General features: G+C 35.2%; 22 protein-coding genes. 9 read left to right on the forward strand and 13 right to left on the reverse strand.

All coding sequences use genetic code 11. The features are described from left to right. Positions 1 to 57: 57 nt before the first annotated feature. Positions 58 to 1,548, reverse strand: a complete 1,491-nt coding sequence (locus BR72_RS14180; protein ID WP_035433875.1) for a coproporphyrinogen III oxidase — start codon at positions 1,546 to 1,548, stop codon at positions 58 to 60. A gap of 305 nt (positions 1,549 to 1,853) precedes the next feature. Next, the gene (locus BR72_RS14185; RefSeq protein ID WP_035433877.1) at positions 1,854 to 2,723 is read right to left on the reverse strand and encodes a Cof-type HAD-IIB family hydrolase; all 870 of its coding nucleotides are present in this window, start codon (positions 2,721 to 2,723) and stop codon (positions 1,854 to 1,856) included. 136 nt (positions 2,724 to 2,859) lie between these two features. On the opposite strand from BR72_RS14185, the gene BR72_RS14190 reads away from it, so the two are divergent. Beyond that, complete coding sequence (locus BR72_RS14190) at positions 2,860 to 3,474, forward strand: DNA-3-methyladenine glycosylase (RefSeq protein WP_035433879.1); 615 nt, start codon at positions 2,860 to 2,862, stop codon at positions 3,472 to 3,474. A gap of 40 nt (positions 3,475 to 3,514) precedes the next feature. Here the strand turns inward: BR72_RS14190 and BR72_RS14195 are convergent, their stop codons facing one another. The 3 genes from BR72_RS14195 to BR72_RS14205 all read right to left on the reverse strand — a co-directional run bounded on the left by BR72_RS14195 (position 3,515) and on the right by BR72_RS14205 (position 6,120). Continuing rightward, positions 3,515 to 4,339: a DUF4037 domain-containing protein gene (locus BR72_RS14195; protein ID WP_035433881.1), complete on the reverse strand. Its 825-nt coding sequence runs from the start codon at positions 4,337 to 4,339 to the stop codon at positions 3,515 to 3,517. Between the two features lie 180 nt (positions 4,340 to 4,519). Next, positions 4,520 to 4,876, reverse strand: a complete 357-nt coding sequence (locus BR72_RS14200) for a YlbF/YmcA family competence regulator (protein WP_035433883.1) — start codon at positions 4,874 to 4,876, stop codon at positions 4,520 to 4,522. A 113-nt stretch (positions 4,877 to 4,989) separates the two neighbouring features. Further along, a complete protein-coding gene (locus BR72_RS14205) occupies positions 4,990 to 6,120 on the reverse strand; it encodes a DUF445 domain-containing protein (protein ID WP_035433928.1) in 1,131 nt (376 codons plus the stop codon). Positions 6,121 to 6,426: 306 nt separating this feature from the next. On the opposite strand from BR72_RS14205, the gene BR72_RS14210 reads away from it, so the two are divergent. Further along, the gene (locus BR72_RS14210) at positions 6,427 to 7,491 is read left to right on the forward strand and encodes a YheC/YheD family protein (RefSeq protein WP_051957322.1); all 1,065 of its coding nucleotides are present in this window, start codon (positions 6,427 to 6,429) and stop codon (positions 7,489 to 7,491) included. Between the two features lie 42 nt (positions 7,492 to 7,533). Here the strand turns inward: BR72_RS14210 and BR72_RS14215 are convergent, their stop codons facing one another. Together BR72_RS14215 and BR72_RS14220 are read right to left on the reverse strand one after the other, a co-directional pair. Beyond that, a complete protein-coding gene (locus tag BR72_RS14215) occupies positions 7,534 to 7,779 on the reverse strand; it encodes a hypothetical protein (protein WP_035433885.1) in 246 nt (81 codons plus the stop codon). 53 nt (positions 7,780 to 7,832) lie between these two features. Continuing rightward, positions 7,833 to 8,027 (reverse strand): alpha/beta-type small acid-soluble spore protein, encoded by a 195-nt coding sequence (locus tag BR72_RS14220; protein WP_035433887.1) that lies wholly within the window; start codon positions 8,025 to 8,027, stop codon positions 7,833 to 7,835. Between the two features lie 252 nt (positions 8,028 to 8,279). On the opposite strand from BR72_RS14220, the gene BR72_RS14225 reads away from it, so the two are divergent. Next, on the forward strand, positions 8,280 to 8,480 hold the full coding sequence (locus BR72_RS14225; RefSeq protein WP_035433889.1) for an alpha/beta-type small acid-soluble spore protein: 201 nt from the start codon (positions 8,280 to 8,282) through the stop codon (positions 8,478 to 8,480). Between the two features lie 20 nt (positions 8,481 to 8,500). Here BR72_RS14225 and BR72_RS14230 read toward each other — a convergent pair whose 3' ends face one another. Beyond that, the gene (locus BR72_RS14230) at positions 8,501 to 8,719 is read right to left on the reverse strand and encodes a hypothetical protein (protein WP_035433891.1); all 219 of its coding nucleotides are present in this window, start codon (positions 8,717 to 8,719) and stop codon (positions 8,501 to 8,503) included. Between the two features lie 720 nt (positions 8,720 to 9,439). Here BR72_RS14230 and BR72_RS14235 point away from each other — a divergent pair. The 6 genes from BR72_RS14235 (at position 9,440) to BR72_RS14260 (ending at position 13,649) form a co-directional block, all read left to right on the forward strand. Then, entirely contained in the window at positions 9,440 to 9,658 is a 219-nt protein-coding gene (locus BR72_RS14235) for a hypothetical protein (protein ID WP_035433893.1), read from the forward strand. A 257-nt stretch (positions 9,659 to 9,915) separates the two neighbouring features. Continuing rightward, positions 9,916 to 10,218, forward strand: coding sequence for a hypothetical protein (locus tag BR72_RS14240; protein ID WP_051957323.1), 303 nt, complete (start codon positions 9,916 to 9,918; stop codon positions 10,216 to 10,218). Positions 10,219 to 10,316: 98 nt separating this feature from the next. Then, positions 10,317 to 11,807 (forward strand): hypothetical protein, encoded by a 1,491-nt coding sequence (locus BR72_RS14245; RefSeq protein WP_035433895.1) that lies wholly within the window; start codon positions 10,317 to 10,319, stop codon positions 11,805 to 11,807. A 10-nt stretch (positions 11,808 to 11,817) separates the two neighbouring features. Then, positions 11,818 to 12,513, forward strand: a complete 696-nt coding sequence (locus BR72_RS14250) for an ABC transporter ATP-binding protein (RefSeq protein WP_035433897.1) — start codon at positions 11,818 to 11,820, stop codon at positions 12,511 to 12,513. Beyond that, complete coding sequence (locus tag BR72_RS14255; RefSeq protein ID WP_035433899.1) at positions 12,467 to 13,021, forward strand: stage II sporulation protein M; 555 nt, start codon at positions 12,467 to 12,469, stop codon at positions 13,019 to 13,021. The genes BR72_RS14250 and BR72_RS14255 overlap by 47 nt, the downstream gene beginning before the upstream one ends. Positions 13,022 to 13,040: 19 nt before the next feature. After that, complete coding sequence (locus BR72_RS14260) at positions 13,041 to 13,649, forward strand: hypothetical protein (RefSeq protein WP_035433901.1); 609 nt, start codon at positions 13,041 to 13,043, stop codon at positions 13,647 to 13,649. Positions 13,650 to 13,811: 162 nt separating this feature from the next. Here BR72_RS14260 and BR72_RS14265 read toward each other — a convergent pair whose 3' ends face one another. The 5 genes from BR72_RS14265 to BR72_RS14285 form a co-directional block, all read right to left on the reverse strand. Next, entirely contained in the window at positions 13,812 to 14,546 is a 735-nt protein-coding gene (locus tag BR72_RS14265) for an amino acid ABC transporter ATP-binding protein (RefSeq protein WP_035433903.1), read from the reverse strand. Between the two features lie 27 nt (positions 14,547 to 14,573). Continuing rightward, entirely contained in the window at positions 14,574 to 15,275 is a 702-nt protein-coding gene (locus BR72_RS14270) for an amino acid ABC transporter permease (RefSeq protein WP_035433905.1), read from the reverse strand. After that, a complete protein-coding gene (locus BR72_RS14275) occupies positions 15,262 to 16,068 on the reverse strand; it encodes an amino acid ABC transporter substrate-binding protein (RefSeq protein ID WP_035433907.1) in 807 nt (268 codons plus the stop codon). The genes BR72_RS14270 and BR72_RS14275 overlap by 14 nt, the downstream gene beginning before the upstream one ends. A 348-nt stretch (positions 16,069 to 16,416) precedes the next feature. Beyond that, a complete protein-coding gene (locus BR72_RS14280) occupies positions 16,417 to 18,417 on the reverse strand; it encodes an ABC transporter ATP-binding protein (RefSeq protein ID WP_035433909.1) in 2,001 nt (666 codons plus the stop codon). Then, a complete protein-coding gene (locus tag BR72_RS14285) occupies positions 18,414 to 20,168 on the reverse strand; it encodes an ABC transporter ATP-binding protein (RefSeq protein WP_035433911.1) in 1,755 nt (584 codons plus the stop codon). Before BR72_RS14285 ends, BR72_RS14280 begins: the two co-directional genes overlap by 4 nt. Between the last annotated feature and the right edge of the window lie 363 nt (positions 20,169 to 20,531).

Consider the following 20,531-nt stretch of genomic DNA (forward strand, 5'->3'; position numbering starts at 1 on the left):
GATTATTCTCGACAACCTTTTACAAAGAAAAAAAGAAACCGCCAAACTGGCAGTTTCTTATCCGAATAACTCTTGTAAAATTTTAAGTTTATCTTCCGTATACTTTACATAACCATCATTATATGATTTTGGATCTTTCGGGTTCGCAAAGTGCGTAATCGCTCCCGTCTGTGGATGAACAAATTTACTTGATGCACCGCAGCCAAGACCGATAATAGATTGTACTTCTTCCATAATGACAATGTTATAAATGCTTTCTTGACTTGGCATTGCATAGCCGACGTTCTCTAAGTTACCTAAAATATTCTTTTGACGATATAAATAATAAGGTACGTAATTATGCTCTTTCGTCCACTCTTCTGCTTCGCGCATCATCGCTGTAATCTCTTCGCGGCCTGCTACTTTATATTTACGCTTATTTTGCGTCATTTCAGAAGCACGCTTAAAGGATAATGTATGCACCGTTAACGATTCTGGCATAAGCTTTTCTGTTTCATCTAACGTATGCTTAAAGATATCTAATCCTTCACCTGGAAGACCGATAATTAAGTCCATATTAATATTATTCATACCCATTTCGCGAGCAAGATGGTACTTTTCAATCGTTTCTTCTACTGTATGATGACGTCCAATTGCTTTTAATGTTTCTTGATGGTACGACTGCGGATTAATGCTAATGCGGTCGATATTCCATTTATTTAACACATCTAGCTTCTCTGGTGTAATCGTATCTGGGCGCCCTGCTTCTACCGTTACTTCACGAACTTGCTTTACATCTGGGAACGACTCATACATCTCTTCATACAACATGTCCATTTCTTCAGCTGTAATACTTGTTGGCGTACCGCCGCCGTAGTAAATCGTTGTTACTTTCACGCCTTTTTCTTTTAAAAACTTACCAATTTCACGAACCTCATAATGTAAACCGCCTAAGAATGAATCAACAGATCCTTGGCGTCCATTGATCGCATACGCTGGGAATGTACAATATGCACATTTCGTTGGACAGAACGGAATCCCAATATAAATACTTACTTCTTCTTTTAAACGATATAAATCTGGAACAACAGATAATTGACAATCGACAATGCGCTGCATAAGCTCAATTTTTTCATCATGAATTAAATAGCTTTCACGCAGTTCATGATGTGCTGCTTCTTTTGTCATACCGCTTTGCAACATTTTATGAAGAAGCTTCGTTGGGCGCACACCTGTTAAGATTCCCCACTTTTGTTCCACGCCTGTTAACTGCTGAAGAACAGACAAATATACATAAGAAACAACATGTTTCACTTGCTTCATACGTTCCTTTTCTTCTGTAAAGGACGATAAATCTTTAGAAAACGTCTCTTCATACACGTTTCCAGTCTCAATTTCTGTTAAGCGAGCAGAAGCCGTCACATTTCCTTCTATTTTTATATCAACAATGACATTTGCATCTTCCTGTTCAAATGCTACCGTACTTTCTTCAAAAAATAAGCCGCTAATATTTTGAAGCGGACGTAAAAAACGATCATCTTGTAACGTTTTAATTGAAATTAACAACAATCATCACCTTTTCTATTTTCAAACTTCCTTTAGTTTACTTGAAGGGTGATAGGAGGTCAACAAGGAACTACTGGGATGCGAAAACCCTCTTTTTTAGGGGGACGAGGGGGTTTGGCCATGTGTGGAAGCGGTCAGGGCCTTTTTCTGCAGTGCATTTATGTCGAATAATGTAGAGTGGTCTTTATATCGTGTCGAAGCGCTGATATATCTGAAAAAGCGCTGATACATCCGAATTGCTCCAATATTTCCGAATTGCTCCGATACAATACAAAGAAACCCCAGGCACCCGCCTGAGATTCCCATTACTATTTCTTCGTTTGTAAATGATTGTTTAAAAATTTAATTGGAAACTGCTTTCGGAAATGTTCTTTAACCATATATTGCACGCCGTTTTCGTCATTTGATCGTGTGATCCAATCGGCAGCTTTTTTCAATTCAATCGGAGCATTGCCCATTGCTACTCCTAATCCAACATTTTCAATAACACTTAAATCTTCAAGGCTATCTCCAATCGCTACCATTTCTTTCAGATCAATATCGAGATGCTCTCCTAATAATTGTAGCCCGCGTAATTTTGATACATGAGGCGGTACAATTTCGATTTGTACTTTCCCGCATTCTATAAAATGCGCATTTTCAAATGATTTTTGTAAAGTCGTAAGTGCACGCTGCTTTTCGCTTTGACTTGAAAATGTTACATCAATTTTTGGGGCAGCGACCGGTTGATCACGCAATGCATCGCCAAGCGAATCTACAAATTGAACCGGATAAAATAACGGCTCCGAAGTGGATAGAACTGTTCGGGCAATTAAATTTGGTGTATGTTGATGGCGATTACCAATTGAAAACCTTTCATGAGAAATGCGAATGTTACATTCAAAATATTCGAGTACTTGCACAATATTAAACGTTGTTTCTTCTGATAAACGTTTTTGAGTTAATGGTTTATCTAATGAAGATGAAATAAACGCACCGCCATGCGTCACTAAAATCGAATTCAGTTTTAATGATTTTGATATTTTGTGAGCAGATTGAAAATTCCGGTTCGTAAATAGCGTAACGTATACACCTTTTCTCTTTACAAATTCAATCGCTTCACGCGTTCCCTTTTGTAATTTCCCATTTGGAAGTAAGAGTGTTCCATCTATATTAAGAGCTAGTAACCGATAAATCATGATGAAGTACCTCCTCTTCTTAGCTGCATTGTTCTATCATTAATTTATGAAACAATATTGTTAATTAGAACGAATTGGCATTTGCGCAATAAATTTGCTTTAATAAGAGATAAAACAACGAAAGGAATTTGCTAAAATGAAATGGCCACTTTCTTGGTATGAAGGCGATACGTTAGACGTTGCGAAACGGTTGCTTGGACATAAACTTGTTCACATTGTAGATGGAGTAAAACGAAGCGGAATCATTGTCGAAGTAGAAGCATATAAAGGACCTAATGATAAAGCGGCCCATAGCTATGGCGGCCGCCGCACAGAACGAACAGAAATTATGTACGAATCTCCTGGCCATGCTTACGTGTATCTTATTTATGGCATGTACCATTGTTGTAATGTCATTACAGCACCAGCAGGAACCCCGCAAGGAGTGTTAATTCGGGCATTAGAGCCAGTAGACGGCATCGAAGAAATAAAGCAAGCAAGATACGGAAAAACAACAATTACAAAATCACAGTTCAAAAACTTAACAAATGGACCCGGAAAACTATGCAAGGCACTGGGAATTACGTTAAAGCAAAAAGGGCTTCTCCTTACGAGTGATGAGCTCTATATTGAACAGGTTTCTCCAGAACATCACCTTTCTCATTCATATAACATCACTGCAGGCCCGCGTATTAATATTGATTACGCCGAAGAAGCGGTGCATTATCCATGGCGTTTTTACTTTCAAGATCACCCGTTTGTTTCAAAATAAACGAAAAAGGTGTCTTCGATACATGAAAACACCTTTTCTATCACTTCGTATATCTCATATGATTCTTTTGTTCATGAATATCTAATTCAGGAAGGTGTTCGTGAACAAGATTAATTACTTCCTCAATTAACGATTCTAATTCTTTTGTACTTTTTTCTGGATTATCCATTAGAATAGTAGTCATGCGATCATGAAGATTTTCTGGTTTGATTCTCATACGTTCAGTATTAAAAGGCATCCATTTAAATACCGGATGATGAACATACATTTGATTCAATCCAAATAAAACACCAAACAACTTCTTCTGCACATCACAAAGTACATCATAGAACATCAACCAATCTTTTCGTTTCAAAAGTGCTTCACGGTTATTCCAACGATTTCCAAGCCAAAGATTTTCTGAAACCATATGTTTGGAAAGTTCTACAGGATATTCTGCCACTTTATTTTTTAGCATGTTAACTTTTTCTTCTCCATACAAGCTCACACCATCATGAATAGAAGCAACAATACATTGTTTATCATAATCCGTTTCATACTTCTCTATCACATCAGAAATAAATCGTTCTACAGTTGAAGATAAAAAATTGCTTATTTCTAATTTAATACCATCTTTCGTTACATAAGATTCAGACCACTCTTCTTCTTCGTAAGGATGATAAGACAAAACATGTCCTTCCACGCGTTGTATCGGTGCCTGACGATCTTCATCTTCTGGTGGTACTGACCACAAAATATGTAACTCTATATCAGAATTTTCATCATGCCAATTTCTTGATACGGATCCAGCTAAAATAATAGCTTCTATTTTTGGATTTTCCCTATATATAGCTGCCATCTCTATTGATTTCTGTTTTAAATCCATCTTATTTCCTCCGTAAACATTCTAAAGTTTCTCCCCTAAGCTTTCGTACAAATACTCTATTTCTACTTTTAGAGTACTAATTCCTCTTATTTAAATATCCTGTTATTCACTCAGACTGCATAAACCTTTGTATAGGCAAAATAAAAAACACTTCCTCGCTAACGAGAAAGTGCTCTGTTATTACGCTTGCATATAAACGTTATATAAATCTTCAAGCGGCTTCATGATAATTTTGTTTACATCGCCGATTAAAACATTTAAACGTTGCTCTGCTTGCATTAAGTTTGTAATTTTTGCGTTTTGTTGTACTAATGCTACAACTTCTTGCGCTTTTTGATTATCTTCTTCTGTTAATTGCTCACCTTGCATCATTTTTTGCTGAAGCTCCATTTGCATCATACGGAAACGATCAAATAGTTGTTTCGCATCTGCATCAGCTTGTACTTCTGCGTAGCTCACTTTTAATGATTGAAAATCTGGATGTTCTGAGATTGTTTTTTGTAATTCATACGCAACATCATGCATGTTATTTGCCATTCTATATATCCTCCTTGCAATGCGATATACGATCACATTGTTTATATGTTTTCAATCCTTACATACTCTTCTTACGATATCAGACTATGTATCATATGTGAAGTAAATTCACTTTATGACGTTATAATTAATAATAACCCCTGCAGGGCTCCAATTAAACCACCAAGTAATGCGCCTAAATACGTAATCATTTTCAATTCACTTTTTGTAATAGATAAAACTAGTTCTTCTATACGCTCAATTGGAAATGTTTCTACTTCTTGCTGGACAATATCAGCTAAATGCAAACGTTGCATAATATCCCCGATATGATTTGTCGCCCACTGTAAACCCTTTTGTACAGCACTTGGAATCACATTGTTTCTTACATTATCACGAATCGGAGCACATATATCACGAACAGATTGATTGAATATAGTACTTACCGTTTGTTCCACTTTCACAAAAGACAGAATGCCTTTTAGGACATCTTCTTTTGAAACGAATGCTTCTACTTCGCTCACTTCACGTTGTTTCAGCTTTTCCCACTCTTTTTTCATCACATCAGACAACAATTGTTTCGTTCCCTCTTGCTGCAAAAATTTAATCACTTCTGGCTGCAACTTGTCGGCCAAACTTACATTACCTAAAAACATGCCCACTAAATTTAATAATGTCCCGCGCGATGCAAAAAAGTCATCAATCATTTTAGAGAGGCGTTGTTTCCCTTCTGCACTTTCAAAGAAATCCACAGCTTTTCGGATAATAAAATTTGCTGCATCTGTCATTTTCTGATCAATCTTTTCGTGAACAGACGGCGGCAAGGCTTGTTCCCACGTATAAGCACGATATGTTTCAAATAATGAATCCACTTTATCTGTTATGATGCCTTCAATTTGCTTTGTAACTCGTTCTTCCATATGAATCATATCCAGATTCTCTAACAATTCATGCAACGTCTTTTCATTCATCAGAAGCTTGTCCGTCGCTGTTTGCGCCCAGCTAATAAGCTCTTGCTGGAAAGACTCATTTGTTAATTTCTTCTCAATTCCTTCTGGTGTTAATAAATGATCAACAACCATTTTCCCTAATTGTACAGCTAACTCATCCCGGCGCTTCGGAATTAGTCCAGGTGTAAACGGCACCCGAAACTTCCCAATATATTTAGGATGATGCGGTCGAAATAACATTTTAATGGCAAGATGATTTGTATATCCGCCAATAACCGCACCTATTCCTGTCGTTGTTAGCAGATTTAGCCACATATTCACAATATATCAACCTTCCGTTTCCTATATATAAATCCATTTTCTTTTTTTAACATATAAATCGCCACTTACTTTCTCCCTTTGTTTTCATTCTTGCATGTAGCAAAAAATCTCACCTAAAAAGAAAAGGATTTTTAATCGATTTATACACATACCCTCCATTATAACTGCTATACGATGCACCAGTAAACGAGATACTAGTCAATTCATCAAAAATAGTACTCATAGTTGGTATAAGACACATTTCTGTGAATATTACTCAAGTAGATACATGTTTAGTTCCCTATAAAAGGAGGTTGTCTTATGGTTCTCGGACTATTAACATCACGTTTCCATCATGAGCAAGAATACTACACAGAAATTGCAAAACGCGCATGCTTCCATCACATTACTGTTTCCCAGTTTACTCCCTTTAGCATCAATCCCCAAACAGAGCTTGTGAACGGACTTGTTTTTGATGCCAATCAACAAGATTGGGTAGAAAAGCAATTCTCCATTCCATCTCACATCTATAATCGATGCGCATACAAAACTGAAAAAAATATGAAGAAGGTGCTCCCAATTATCAAATGGTTGCAAAGCCGCCCGCAATCCGTATTTTTAAACGCTGAACTTCCAAATGAAGCCGATATGTATGAAACTCTTGCCACAAATAAAAAACTAGCACCATATGTTCCAGTAATCAAACATGCAAATGAAAAGACAACTCTGCAATTATTACAGACCAAAAAAGATGTGATTTTAAAGCCCTGTCATCCATTTTCAAAACAAAGCATTCATCATATTTCTTATCAAAACCGGATGTTTCATGTTACTACATTAGAACAAAATCAATTTCTGACAAAAACATTTCAAGCAAGAGAGCCATTTTTCTCTTGGTTACAATCGTCGCTGCAAACATGTGAATATAACTTGCAATCTATGGTGCGGACCCCCCCTGTCCATATTCGCTATCTTTTACAAAAAAACAAAAGCGGTATATGGGAAGAACAAGAAAAGCTCATTCAAATAGCCGGAGCACCTTATTCTTTCTTATTTCCTCTTACAGAGCAAATACGTTGTATTCCGTTTACGAAGTGGCAACATCAGCTATCTAAGATTGACTTTACACTGCTGCAGGATAGTTTACACAACATTACGAAAGAAGTCCCTCAAACTTTAGAAAATGCCTTTTCTCACTTATTTGAATTAGAACTTTCGATTGTAATGGACAATAACGGTGCTGTTTGGCTCTATCATATCAATTCAAACCCTAGTTACTCCGCCTTTACCAAACATAATGTTGATTTAGCTGAAAAAATATGTACCGCACCGCTTCATTATTACCGTTATCTAAATCAGAACAAAAACAGTAAACAGGAAATGTAAATACGCGAAAAACCCGTCTCAACTTTTTGCTGAGACGGGTTTTTATATGAGCTGTACAGTGACTTCGGTTTGCCTTTCACAAACCAGGCAATATAACAGATGAAGGCAATATTGCTGCGAATCATGTGCAGATAGTCCATCGACTTTCTCTAGCAATTCTTGATCTTGATATGCACTATATGGACCTAGATAATCGACTGTTTTTCCGCAATCTTGCAGTAAGCTCGTACAATTAGGACAAGTATATTCTTTATATTCTAATGCATTACAAAGCGGACAAATCGCCATTTTGATTCCTCCAAAAAAGGGACGGTATTCCCGTCCCCTATAGCCATTTACATTTATTTTTGGAAACCACCTAAATGTTGCTCTGCATAAGATACAAGGCGTTTTGTAATTTCACCGCCAACAGATCCGTTTGCACGTGATGTTGAATCTGCGCCAAGTTGTACGCCAAACTCAGTTGCGATTTCATACTTCATTTGATCTAATGCGCTTTCCGCACCAGGAACTACAAGATTATTGCTTCTAGTCATGTTATCTCACCTCCTTGTATTGGTGTATTCATAGTATGTAAAAGCACATTTTTTCTATCCAAGTAGAACATGTGTAATTTTTGGCATTATTTAAATTTACAAATTTTACAAATCAATAACTCGCATATCTTTCTACGTATCATCCATACTATGAGTACAATCACTCCAACGATGGATTAGTGCCAAACGGGGCGATCCTGGTTCAACTCCAGCTAATCCAACCAAAAACTCACACTTAGGAGGACATATACTATGACAAACAGAAGTTCTAACCAATTAGTAGTACCTGGTGCAGAGAGTGCTTTAGACCAAATGAAGTACGAGATTGCAACTGAATTCGGAGTATCATTAGGTGCTGATACAACAGCTCGTGCAAACGGTTCAGTAGGTGGAGAAATTACAAAACGTTTAGTAGCAATGGCTGAACAAAGCCTTGGCGGATTTCACAAATAAATATATATGGCAAAAAGGTCTCAAGCATCGCTTGAGACCTTTCCAGAGTGTTGGGAACTTTTATTGTAACTATGGATTTCTTTGGCATCGGCAAAACTCCGCTCAATTGTAGAACAGCGTACTTTATATAATCGTTTTCCAGCTCTCATTAAAAAACCACTGTCTAGATCTGTTTTACTTTCGCGAATTTTATCTTTTGTGGAAACACCTTCCTTTTTAAGGTTTAAAGCTTTTCCCATGATCCTCACGATCTTGTATGACAGCTGCTTCTAATTCCTCCATTAAACAAAATTTCATAAGCAATTTTGAATTTTTTTAAATATCTATATCTTATTAGTCTCATACACATGTGCTTGTTCAGAACCTAATACCCCTTCCTTTAAGTCAGAAGACCCATATTCTTTACAAACTATTGTTTTCATCATCAATCCCCCTTTTATTCTTTTAAACGTAAAAATAATCACCTCAATATGTAAACTTAATTATATTTTAGAAATAAAATGCGGAATATTCTAATTATTACAAACCCTCAATTAGTTCCCTTGTTTTTGGGTGTAAGTGCTGGCTAGTCGTGTCGGGGATAAAACCCCACATGGCTTTGATATATATAGCAAAAGAACACCATTTTGAACGGAAGGACTAGCGGTTCGGCGGGTATAACTGCTAGTCCAGGTCAAACCAGGTCAACATCCCGTTTTTGTCTGTTCGGCTTAGCGACATATCTATACTTGCCAAAATAATTCTTCAAGGAGGTAATATAACAAAACAAAAGAAAATACTATCCGTTCCTTTAGGAATCTTTAACTCCTTATATAGAGAGTTAGAAAGACAAGCATATTAGATTGGCAAAAAATAGCACAGTAATATCAATGGTTTTATTCTTTCATTTGATATATCAAATTTTTTATGTATATACTATTATTATAAATATTCATAAAATTCAAAAAGGTGGAAATTCAATGGAAAACCCTAAAAAAATTCAAAATCCTGTAGATAATATCTCTCCCTTATTTAAAGTAATCTTACTAATATTAGCTACATTTAGTATTATAAAATTCATACTAAATCTCATTAATAATAAGATAGACACTTTTGATTATCTAATTCTCATCGGAGGAATAGGTTGTATTTCCTTAATATTAACTAACACTTTAAAAAAAAGAACAAACAAAAAGTAAAAGTAAAAAAAGACATCTATTAATAACCTTTTAGATGTCTTTTTTTACTTTTATCAATCCAATAATTCCTAATACCCAACAAATAACTTGCAAAAAAACTTTCTCAACTTTTTCTTTTAAACAAACACTTTATTTTTTTTAGATGTAAATATAATATATAAATAGAATTATATGGAAGAAAACCCTATCTCTGGGAGTAATTTTCTGTTATTTCCGACAATAAAGCCATCTATAAAATATTGAAAGGAGGTGAAAAAATGACAATGACTTTGAACAAAACCAGAATAAATGCACTTTTAGGTCTTACAGCACTTGCCACAATCGCCCTCATGACGTTAATGTTTGCACAACTAGGTGCTTCTTCCGGATTGGCTAATTTAATACTTACATTCCCAGGTCTTCCAGCTTGGTCAATACATGCTATTAGAGTAGCATTAGAAACTGCTGGATGGGTTGCTGCAGTTACAGCTATTTTAGGAAGTGCAGGACTTGGAACCGTTGCCGCTATATTCATTAGTCAAGTTCGTAAATACGGTACAAGATATGCAATTCAATGGTAATTAACAATAAAAGAAGGGTTTATTTACTTAATAAGTCCTTCTTTTTATATTAAAATATAATAATGTAAAAGCAGAATAAATAGTAAAGGATGGTCTAATTGTTACCTAATACAAACAAAATACTCATCTATTGTTACTATCATTTACTAGAATTAAAAAATAAAACTATTAAGAAACAAAATTTCTTCACTAGTATCCTTATTTTTCTATTTATAGATGCCCTTATGCCAATTATTTTATCAATTGGATTATTTTATTTTACAAAAGAGCAATCAATACATTACATTGTTATATTCCCCTTGCTTATTACTTTTCATAATTTAGACAAAACAATATACAGATTATTTTTCGCTGATGATAAAAAACAACTACAACTTTTAGGATTTAATAGATTATCCTATATAATTTCTAAAGATTTATATAAGTTTTATCACTACATTTTATTAATATTTATATCTAATCTAACCTTATTTATTTGTTATATGGTTACTCTTAAATTTAATCTAGCATTTACATCATTAATATTCGGTTCTTTAAATATACTTTTAGGTCTTTTTCTTAGATATTCATTACTAATATTACTTATTAAAATAAGTAATATTAAAATCAAAATCATGATGCTAGGATTATCATTTTTATCATGGATTGGATATGGTATTTTGGGATATTGCATTTATCGTTTATATAAATATGGATTACATAATAACATTATAATTGTTACAGAACTACTATATATTTTTTTAACAATCATAAGTCTACTAATACTTTTTAGATACAATAATGAAGAAAGTACAATCCCATTAAATGAATATTTCTTATCTAATCATCCAAAAAAACAAAAAAGAAAAATGTTAAAAAACAACAGTCTTTTTATCTTAGAAAGTAAATTAATACTTAGAAATCCTCCAATAGAATTATCCGGACTTATTGTAATATTAACCATTCCTACAATAATATTTGGTAGTATCTCTTATTTAGCTACACACAATCTTCACATGGACGATCAATATAGATTTTTATTATATGTTTTTATGATCTATATGCCAATGATTGTAGTTATGTTAGCAATACATCCTTATATAAGTTACGACTTAGATAAAAACCTTATGCACAAAATGCAACACATAAATAATTTTTTAAAATGGAAAATCAACTTTAAAATTTCCATTTCTCTGATATTCACTCTACTTTTCAGTACATTACTTACTATACTATCTTTTATTATTGTTCCACCTAATAACAATAGAGAATTAATAACAATTCTCATTTCAACTATATTTTTTTATATAAATGCTTCAAACATGCTTGTACTTTCAACCGTAATTTTCCCTAATTTCCAATGGGAACAAATATACGAAATTCCAACAACATTATCTAAAATAACTTTTATTACTTTTTATACAATTCAATTAGGTATAAACATTATTTTCTTCTTTTTAATCTTTTTCACTAAAAATTACCTTGTCTATACTATAATCTATGCATTTTTAATGATTGGAATTGGCTTTTTCACATATCAGCTATCAATATTACTCAGTAAAAAGTCACTTACAAAAAACTATATATCTTTAAAATTATTTAAGGAGTGATTCAAAAACCATGTTAGAAATAAAAGGGGTAACAAAAGAATACGAAACTAACATTAAAGCTCTTGATAACATAAATTTAACATTAAAACCTTCTAACATTGTTGGTTTTATCGGTAGAAATGGCGCTGGAAAAACTACGCTCCTAGAAATTATAACAGGGCTTATTTCTCCTACTCAAGGGGAAATAATATTCAAAGAGAATAACCAATCTAAAAATCAATTTATTGGATATATGGAAGATAATCCATCTTTTTATGAACAATTAACTGTATTTGAAATGCTTCAATATATAAACTTAATCCGAAAATTAAATTTACAGCATAAAGAACTAGAAAATATATTAATTAAAGTAGAATTACTTGATAAAAAAAATACTTTTATTTCAGAACTATCTAGAGGAATGAAACAAAGATTAGGATATATTATAGCTACCTTACATTCACCAAAAATTCTATTACTTGATGAACCCTTTACTGGATTAGATCCACATCATTTAAAAATAATGAAAGCAACTATATCTTCTTATGCAAAATCAGGTAATTTAGTAGTATTTTCTACACATATTTTCTCATTTGCCGCTCAATTATGTGACCAATTAATTTTCATTAATAAAGGGAAAATAAAAAGTATAATTGATTCAGTTCAAAAGGAGAAATGGGATGAGGAACGTATTAATCAAGAGTTTGAAAGAATTATCGCAAGATAAAAAAACTTTTATAAATATCTTCATCTTATTTTTATTGTGTTTTGGAATAGGTGGAGCTATAGCTACAATGGGGATCAATATTCAAAAAGATACCATAATCCAAAATCAAGACGTAAATTCTTTTAAAGACATTTTTCTTAACAATATAAAAGTATCCCTATTAATATTTTTCACAGGTTTTTTTACAATAGGATTGGTACCTATGATAATAATGTTTCTTAATGGACTCAATTTTACAGCGGCATTTATATTTTTCTCGTTGACTGAAAGTTTTGTTTTTTCTATAAAACATTCAATATTCCATGCACCAATTGAATTATTAGGTTTTTATTTTGCATTCGTACCTTCATTATATTTATACACTATGTTCTTCAAAAATTTAAAAAAAAGACAAAAAAATATTATATCTAAAATTATAAATTGTTTGCTTATATGTATACTTGCAAATACTATATGTCTATTAATAGCTGCATTAATTGAATTTGAGGTAATAAAACTTTTAAAATGAAAGAAGGAGTGTACTTACTATGTTATCTTATGAAATACCTAAAAAACCCATGTTAACTTTATTCCTTATATCCTTAATAAACGCACTAATATTCCTATCAGTTACCTTTTTAAACCTTAATGAATTAGAAAGTCACCTTTCCAACATAACAAATGATAATAAAGCCTTAGTTATAGGAAAATGGATAGGAATAAGTATAGGAGCTCTTTCTAGTATAACAGGACCAATATTTAATTTAATAATTTATAGTACAATTATTTGGTTATTACTTTTAATAATTACAACAGAAGCAGATTTTAAAAAGATTTTTTATACAGGTATAAAAGCATATATTTTTTTATTAATTGGAAATTCAATTAAAGGCATTACTAATATAGTAATAAAAACAGATAATATAAACTATTTTTCTTTAGAATTACTAAATGTTTTTTTTCATAACGAAATACTTCTCAATATTTTTAAAAGTATTGATATTTTTTTTATAATATTTTTAAGTACTTGGGCTTACTTAATATTTAAAAATTCAGACGAAAGATACAAAAAACCTATTACTATAGCATATTCTGGTCTTTTAATTATATTAACTTCTTTTAATGGAATTGCTTCCTATATCGCTACTAACTTATAATACTGAACAAGAGTAAAGAAAACCTAAACAAAAAATGAATCTGCTACTTTCTTTGTTTTAACTTCGCACGTGGCAAAAAAGGGCCCTGACCGCTTCTATGCATGGCCAGATGCCCTCCCCACCTAAAAAAAGGTGTTTTTTCAATTTGCATTTTTATATTTGCTACTGCAGCATTTGTAAAAATTTCTTCGTACGCTCTTCTTTCGGATGTACTAACACGTCTTCCGGCGTACCTTTTTCTACAATGACACCGCCATCCATAAAAATAACCCGGTTCGCAATTTGATGGGCAAAGCGCATCTCGTGCGTAACGATTACCATCGTCATCCCTTCCTGTGCCAGTTCTTTCATTACTTTTAGTACTTCTTGGACAAGTTCAGGGTCAAGCGCTGATGTCGGTTCATCAAATAAAATGACTTGCGGCTCCATCGCCAGTGCGCGGGCGATCCCTACGCGCTGTTGCTGTCCGCCTGAAAGCTGAAATGGATATAAATCCATCTTATCGCCGAGTCCCACTTTTCTCAGAAAGTACTCCGCTTTTTCTTTCGCCTTCTCTTTTGAAACTTTCTGAACGGTTACAAGACCTTCCATAACATTTTCACGCGCTGTAAAATGCGGAAATAAATTATGATGCTGAAATACCATACCAGTTTGCTTGCGCAAGTTCACGATACCCTGCTTCGTCACTTTTTTCGAAAAATCAAGTGTTTCCTCACCGATACGAATAACACCGCTATTCGGCGTTTCTAGTACGTTTAAACAACGAAGCAATGTTGTCTTCCCAGAACCAGACGGTCCAATAATAACAACAACTTCTCCTTTATCTACTTCCATATCAATTTGCTGCAAAACGGTGTTATCACCGAAACTTTTTTGTAAATGTTGAATTGAAATCATAGAAACAAAAACTCCTTTTAACAAGGATTATTTTAAAATATAACGCTCTGTTCGTTTTTCAAGTATTTGCTGTACAACCGATAATAAGAAACAAATAAACCAGTAAATAAGCCCTGCTTCTGTATAAACAATTAAAAATTCATAGTTTGACGCTGCAATTTCCTGCGCTTTCCGAAACATTTCTGTTACTAAAATTAATGACGCTAGCGATGTATCTTTAATCAAACTAATAAATGTATTGGAAAGAGGCGGAATCGAAACACGCGTTGCCTGCGGCAGGATAATGCGGCAGAGTGCTTGCGGGTACGACATCCCAATTGTATATGCCGCCTCCCATTGCCCTTTCGGAATCGATAAAATCGAAGCGCGAATAATTTCTGAAGCGTACGCTCCGACATTTAAAGAAAATCCAATCACCGCTGCTGGGAAGGAATTAATTGTAATCCCTATTGTCGGCAGTCCATAAAAAATAATAAATAACTGAACAAGAAGCGGTGTCCCGCGAATAATAGATACATAGATACGCGCAATCCACTGAAGCACACGATTTCCAGAAATGCGGCATAGCGCTGTTAACGTTGCTAACGCTAAACCAATTACAAATGAAATCAACGTGAGCGGTATCGTATTGAATAGAGCACCCTTCAGCATAGGCATGAAGGATGCTGTTGTTATATCAACCCAAACAGATAATCGATCTAAATCCAATATAGCATTACTTAGATACATCTTCACCAAACCATTTCTTCGATATTTTTTCGTATGTGCCGTCTTTTTTCATATCATCCAATGCTTTATTTACTTCAGCAACCAATTTATCGCTGCCTTTACGGAACATAAAACCGCTTTTTGATGCTTCTTTTTCTGTATCAACAATTTTTACTTTTGCATCCGGTTTTGTTTTTAAGTAATTTAACACGGATAAACGATCATTAATTGTGAAATCAACGCGGCCGGAGTTTAATAATTCAACCGCTTGGTTAAATCCTTCTACCCCAACGATTTCTGCACCGTTTTTCTTCGCAATGTCGCTGAAGTTACTTGTTAAAGACTGTGCTGCCTTTAACCCTTTTACATCTGTAAATTTCGCTGGTTTATCTTTATCTTTCGGAATGACAAGTACTGCTGAAGATGATACGTATGGATTAGAGAAATCGTATTTCTTTTGGCGATCTTCACGAATTCCGACTTCGTTCGCAATCATATCAACACGCTTTGCATCAAGTCCAGCAAATAAACTATCCCATTGTGTTTCTTTAAATACCGCTTTCACACCAAGACGCTTTGCTACTTCTTCTGCAATTTCAACATCAAATCCAGTTAACTTTCCACTTCCATCATGGAATGTGAACGGCGGGTATGTGCCTTCCGTTCCAACAACAAGCTCTCCGCTCTTCTTAATTTGCTCAAGCGCATCTTTGCTAGTGCTTTGCGCTGTATTATCTTTTGTTTGTTTTCCGCAACCTGCTACAACTCCTATAATTAGCAGTGCAAGTACGAAGAATGAAAGTAATTTTTTCATAACGACAATCCTCCAAGTATTCTGATAGGAATTAAAGAGTAACATGAAATCTATTCTATTCAATCTTGCAACATTTTTCAATCAAAATGTTTTCAATTAGTGTATCCTTTTCATTCAAAATCAATTATATGAACCACAAAAAAGAACTTGCCCCCTGGCAAGTTCTTCAAGAATCTAACACACAATATCCAATCATTCCGCATAATAACAAAAAGAACGCAATATTAAATGTAACTGATAATTCCTCCATTTATATTCCCCCTTTCATTCAAATTATCATATAGACAAAGGGAGAATACGTCCTACTTGTAAACATTATTTTAAAATTATCTGAACATTACGTGAACACTACGCACTATGACTACCGGCAATTTGCGTTTTATACATTTCATAGTAACGCCCTTGCTTTTCCATCAACTCTTCGTGCGAGCCTTTCTCAAGAATCGTTCCGCGGTCTAGTACGATAATTTGGTCCGCACTTTTAATCGTTGATAAACGGTGGGCAATAATAAATGTCGTTCGCCCTTTTTTCACGACTTCGAGCGCCTGTTGAATCATTGCCTCTGTTTCCGTATCAATGCTCGATGTTGCTTCATCCAAAATTAAAATGGCTGGATCAAAGGCAAGTGCACGGGCAAAAGAAATGAGCTGCCTTTCACCGGTTGAAAGCGTACTTCCTTTTTCCGTTATTTCTTCCTCAATGTTAGCCGCAAAACGCTCTGCACCAACGTCACGCAGTGCTTTCACAACCGTTTCCTTCGAAATTCGTTCTTGCTCTAAACTTACATTAGAAGCAACTGTTCCTGTAAATAGAAATGGATCTTGCAGCACAATTCCCATATGTTCGCGAAGCGCTTGTTTTGGCACTTCTTTTATATCGTTTCCATCAATTGTGATGCTGCCCTTTTGAAATTCATAAAACTGAAAGAGTACATTCATAATCGAACTTTTCCCTGATCCAGTATGACCGACTAACGCAATTGTTTCCCCTTGCTTTGCTTCAAAGGAAATATTTCGCAGCACTTCATCTTTCCCGTTATAAGAAAACGAAACGTCATCAAAACGAACATTTCCTCTCATCGACGGAATGTGCTCTTCCTGCACTGCTTCTCCCTTTTCATCTAACAATTCAAACACACGCTCAGCAGCAACGCGCGCTTGCTCTAAGTTCGCTAACTGATTCACCATATTTGTAATCGGTGAAAATAATCGCGTTAAATAATCAACGAACGCATATAACACACCTAATGAAATTACACCTGCTGCACTTAATGATGCGCCGCCAAAGTACCAAATCACACCTGTAAATGCAATGTTGCGAAGCACGCCAACTATATTATGAGACGTTGCTGCATTTAAACTTAAAATTTTATTTTGGTACATATAATACTCTTCGTTTAATTGTTCAAACTCTTGTTTTGCCCTGCGCTCTTGACGAAACGCTTGAATGATCGGCATCCCTTGAATGGATTCATTTACTGTTCCATTAATGTCCGACAAGCGTGAGCGCATTTTATGATTGTATTCAGATGCATATTTCCGGTAAAAAACCGCCAACGCACATAAAATCGGAATCAGGATTAAACACATAAGCGCAAGCTTTGCATCCAATAAGAACAAGGCAACAAAAATACCGGTAATATAAATAAAGCTAGAAAAGAATGTCGATAATACCGTTACATATAGCTCGCGAATCGCCTCCGTATCATTTGTCACACGAGAAACAATTTTCCCGGCCGGTAAATGATCGAAGTAGCGAATCGGTAATGTTTGAATGTGAGAAAACACGTCTTCTCGCATAATTTGAATAATTTTATTCGCGGCTTTTTGTAAATAAAATTGTTTTCCATACGAAAAGAGAGATACAACGAGTAATAGAGCTAAATATCCGCCGCCAAGTAACAGGAGTCGTTTTATTTCTGGTTGATAAAACGAGAAAACTTCCTTCCCTGTAAGCTTCGTCCCTTTATATACTTGCGCTGCTTTCCCGTTCTGAATCGTCACCATGTCTCCTTTTACAGAGCGCGTTCCTTCATTTGAAACTTTATTCGGAATAAAATAATAGTCGCGGCCAATTTGAACAATGCGCACTTCTTTTCCTTTCTGCTCACCTGCTTCAAACCGATCGCTTCGCTTATACCAAGTGTTGTGATAAAGAACAGCATCATCTCCTTCTACTGTTTCATACCAAGGCCTTTCAATGCCAACAATATGTTCATCAATCATCGTTTTCGCAACAAATGGTCCAGCCAATTCCGCAATAACGAAAATAAATAACATCGCTAAAGCAATTCCAATCGTTACTTTTACTTTCATCGCATATTGAAATAATCGTTTGCCAACACTCATATTTTCACCTCGCCTTCAACGTTCTCCCCTTGTTGTCTTTCAAACTGCTCAGTATACCAACCGCCCTTTTGAATGAGCATGTCATGTGTTCCTTCTTCAATCACTTCACCATTATCCATGACAAGAATCCAATCCGCATGCTGCGTTGCAGATAAACGATGCGTCGTAATAATCGTCGTTTTCCCGCTGCGTTCGTTCCGGATATTTTCAATAATTGCCGCTTCCGTTCTTGCATCAACCGCTGATAACGAATCGTCTAAAATTAAAATTTCTGGATTTTGAATGACGGCCCGTGCAATGGAAATACGCTGTTTTTGTCCGCCAGATAGCGATACACCTTTTTCTCCAACAAGCGTTTCAAGTCCATCCGGCAAAAATTCCAAGTCTTTCGTAAACGCAGCAATTTCAATTGCCTTTTGCAACTCCTCTTCACTTGCTTCTCGGTTCCCAAATAAAATATTTTCCCGCGCTGTTTTGGAAAATAAAATGTGTTCTTGCGGGACATATCCAACCCAGCTTAATACTTGATCGATGTGAACATTTTGCATCGGTATACCTGATACTGCAATTTCCCCTGTTCCTAGTGGATATTGGCGCAGAAGCTGCCGAACGAGCGTTGTTTTTCCGCTCCCTGTTCTCCCAACAACCCCAAGCGTATCCCCTCTGCTAAGCGAAAACGATACGTTTTTTAAATTGAGCGTAGAAGATGTCGGATAAGAAAACGATACATCTTCAAAATCAATGCAATCTGGCTGATGTACGCGCAGTGGTTTCTTTACGTTTTGTACATCTTGCTTATATGCTAATGTTTCATTTACACGATCAAGCGAAGCATTACCGCGCTGCATAACGTTAATTAGCTCACCAATCGCAAACATTGGCCAAATCATCATGCCAAGGTACACATTAAACGATACAAGTTCCCCAAGCGTTACCTCATTTTGAAATACTAAAAACGCTCCGTACACAAGGCCAATTAAATAACTCATCCCCACAAGCATTTTCACTGTCGGTTGAAAAAGTGAATCAATTTTTGCGACCTTCATATTTTTTTCATACACATCTGTCGCTAACGTACTGAAGCGCTTCTCATCTTCTCTTTCCTGTACATAAGCACGAATCACACGTACACCGGCAATCGACTCCAGCACTTTATCATTCATATCTCCAAATGCATCTTGAGCAACTGTAAAGCGATCGTGTAACTTCTTTCCATAAGCACTCACTGCATACGCCATAATCGGCAACGGTAATAGTGCTGCAAGTGTTAACTTCCAACTAATTGAAATCCCCATCATAAGCACAATTGTCAGCATATATAAACTCGAATCAACGAGTGTTAAAATACCAAATCCAGCTGTCATGGCGATCGCTTTTAAATCATTTGTTGCCCTCGCCATTAAGTCACCTGTACGGTTTTTCTGATAAAAAGTTGGCGTCATCTTCAGCAAATGTCCCATAAATTTCGTACGCATCGTTTTTTCAAGCACAAATGCACCGCCAAATAACTGATATTGCCACACATAAGAAAGTATATAACCAGCTGCCGCTGCCGCGAGCAACATCCCTACATACTCCATAATCCCTGTGTTTGTTAAATCCCCAGCTTTTATATCATCAATTGCTAATCCAATTAACTTTGGCGGGATTACCTCGATGACATTAACAAAAAGTAAACAAACAATGGCAATGCTATACCTTTTCCAATGCGTTTTAAAAAACCATGTTAATTTTTGTAATACAGAAAACAATGTAACCTCTCCCTTCTCGTTGTTGTTTGAACATAAGCTCGTTATCCGCTATCTAGCGTCTCCGTTTTTACTATACGCACCTCAAACTTTTCCATCGTCATTCCTACCTTTCTGAAGCTAATTATTGTTCCTATACAAATGTATAGGAACAATCTAAAAAAAGAGACAAAAAAAGGCATACCGTCGCTTTGACGATATGCGAAAAACGCATAAAAGCGTACGTCACGGCACACGCAACGTACGCTTTCTTTTCAAGCTAACAAGAAGCGTTATTTGTCCGTAGAGGTTGCGTGATGATATTTATTTTGTAAAACACCTAAGCCAGTCACATATACAGTTACAATCATCACGCACACCTCCTTC

The organism is Bacillus sp. UNC322MFChir4.1 (genome assembly GCF_000746135.1).
GTDB lineage: Bacteria > Bacillota > Bacilli > Bacillales > Bacillaceae_G > Bacillus_A.

What these genes read in the sequence shown, in the direction of transcription:
- BR72_RS14255 (WP_035433899.1), top strand. Translation starts at nt 12,467, where the DNA reads ATGAGGAACGTATTAATCAAGAGTTTGAAAGAATTATCGCAAGATAAA.
- BR72_RS14215 (WP_035433885.1), bottom strand. Translation starts at nt 7,779, where the DNA reads ATGGCGATTTGTCCGCTTTGTAATGCATTAGAATATAAAGAATATACT.
- BR72_RS14210 (WP_051957322.1), top strand. Translation starts at nt 6,427, where the DNA reads ATGGTTCTCGGACTATTAACATCACGTTTCCATCATGAGCAAGAATAC.
- BR72_RS14240 (WP_051957323.1), top strand. Translation starts at nt 9,916, where the DNA reads ATGACAATGACTTTGAACAAAACCAGAATAAATGCACTTTTAGGTCTT.
- BR72_RS14280 (WP_035433909.1), bottom strand. Translation starts at nt 18,417, where the DNA reads ATGAGTGTTGGCAAACGATTATTTCAATATGCGATGAAAGTAAAAGTA.
- BR72_RS14260 (WP_035433901.1), top strand. Translation starts at nt 13,041, where the DNA reads ATGTTATCTTATGAAATACCTAAAAAACCCATGTTAACTTTATTCCTT.
- BR72_RS14270 (WP_035433905.1), bottom strand. Translation starts at nt 15,275, where the DNA reads ATGTATCTAAGTAATGCTATATTGGATTTAGATCGATTATCTGTTTGG.
- BR72_RS14190 (WP_035433879.1), top strand. Translation starts at nt 2,860, where the DNA reads ATGAAATGGCCACTTTCTTGGTATGAAGGCGATACGTTAGACGTTGCG.
- BR72_RS14275 (WP_035433907.1), bottom strand. Translation starts at nt 16,068, where the DNA reads ATGAAAAAATTACTTTCATTCTTCGTACTTGCACTGCTAATTATAGGA.
- BR72_RS14205 (WP_035433928.1), bottom strand. Translation starts at nt 6,120, where the DNA reads ATGTGGCTAAATCTGCTAACAACGACAGGAATAGGTGCGGTTATTGGC.
- BR72_RS14265 (WP_035433903.1), bottom strand. Translation starts at nt 14,546, where the DNA reads ATGATTTCAATTCAACATTTACAAAAAAGTTTCGGTGATAACACCGTT.
- BR72_RS14235 (WP_035433893.1), top strand. Translation starts at nt 9,440, where the DNA reads ATGGAAAACCCTAAAAAAATTCAAAATCCTGTAGATAATATCTCTCCC.
- BR72_RS14225 (WP_035433889.1), top strand. Translation starts at nt 8,280, where the DNA reads ATGACAAACAGAAGTTCTAACCAATTAGTAGTACCTGGTGCAGAGAGT.
- BR72_RS14230 (WP_035433891.1), bottom strand. Translation starts at nt 8,719, where the DNA reads ATGGGAAAAGCTTTAAACCTTAAAAAGGAAGGTGTTTCCACAAAAGAT.
- BR72_RS14200 (WP_035433883.1), bottom strand. Translation starts at nt 4,876, where the DNA reads ATGGCAAATAACATGCATGATGTTGCGTATGAATTACAAAAAACAATC.
- BR72_RS14220 (WP_035433887.1), bottom strand. Translation starts at nt 8,027, where the DNA reads ATGACTAGAAGCAATAATCTTGTAGTTCCTGGTGCGGAAAGCGCATTA.
- BR72_RS14185 (WP_035433877.1), bottom strand. Translation starts at nt 2,723, where the DNA reads ATGATTTATCGGTTACTAGCTCTTAATATAGATGGAACACTCTTACTT.
- BR72_RS14250 (WP_035433897.1), top strand. Translation starts at nt 11,818, where the DNA reads ATGTTAGAAATAAAAGGGGTAACAAAAGAATACGAAACTAACATTAAA.
- BR72_RS14195 (WP_035433881.1), bottom strand. Translation starts at nt 4,339, where the DNA reads ATGGATTTAAAACAGAAATCAATAGAGATGGCAGCTATATATAGGGAA.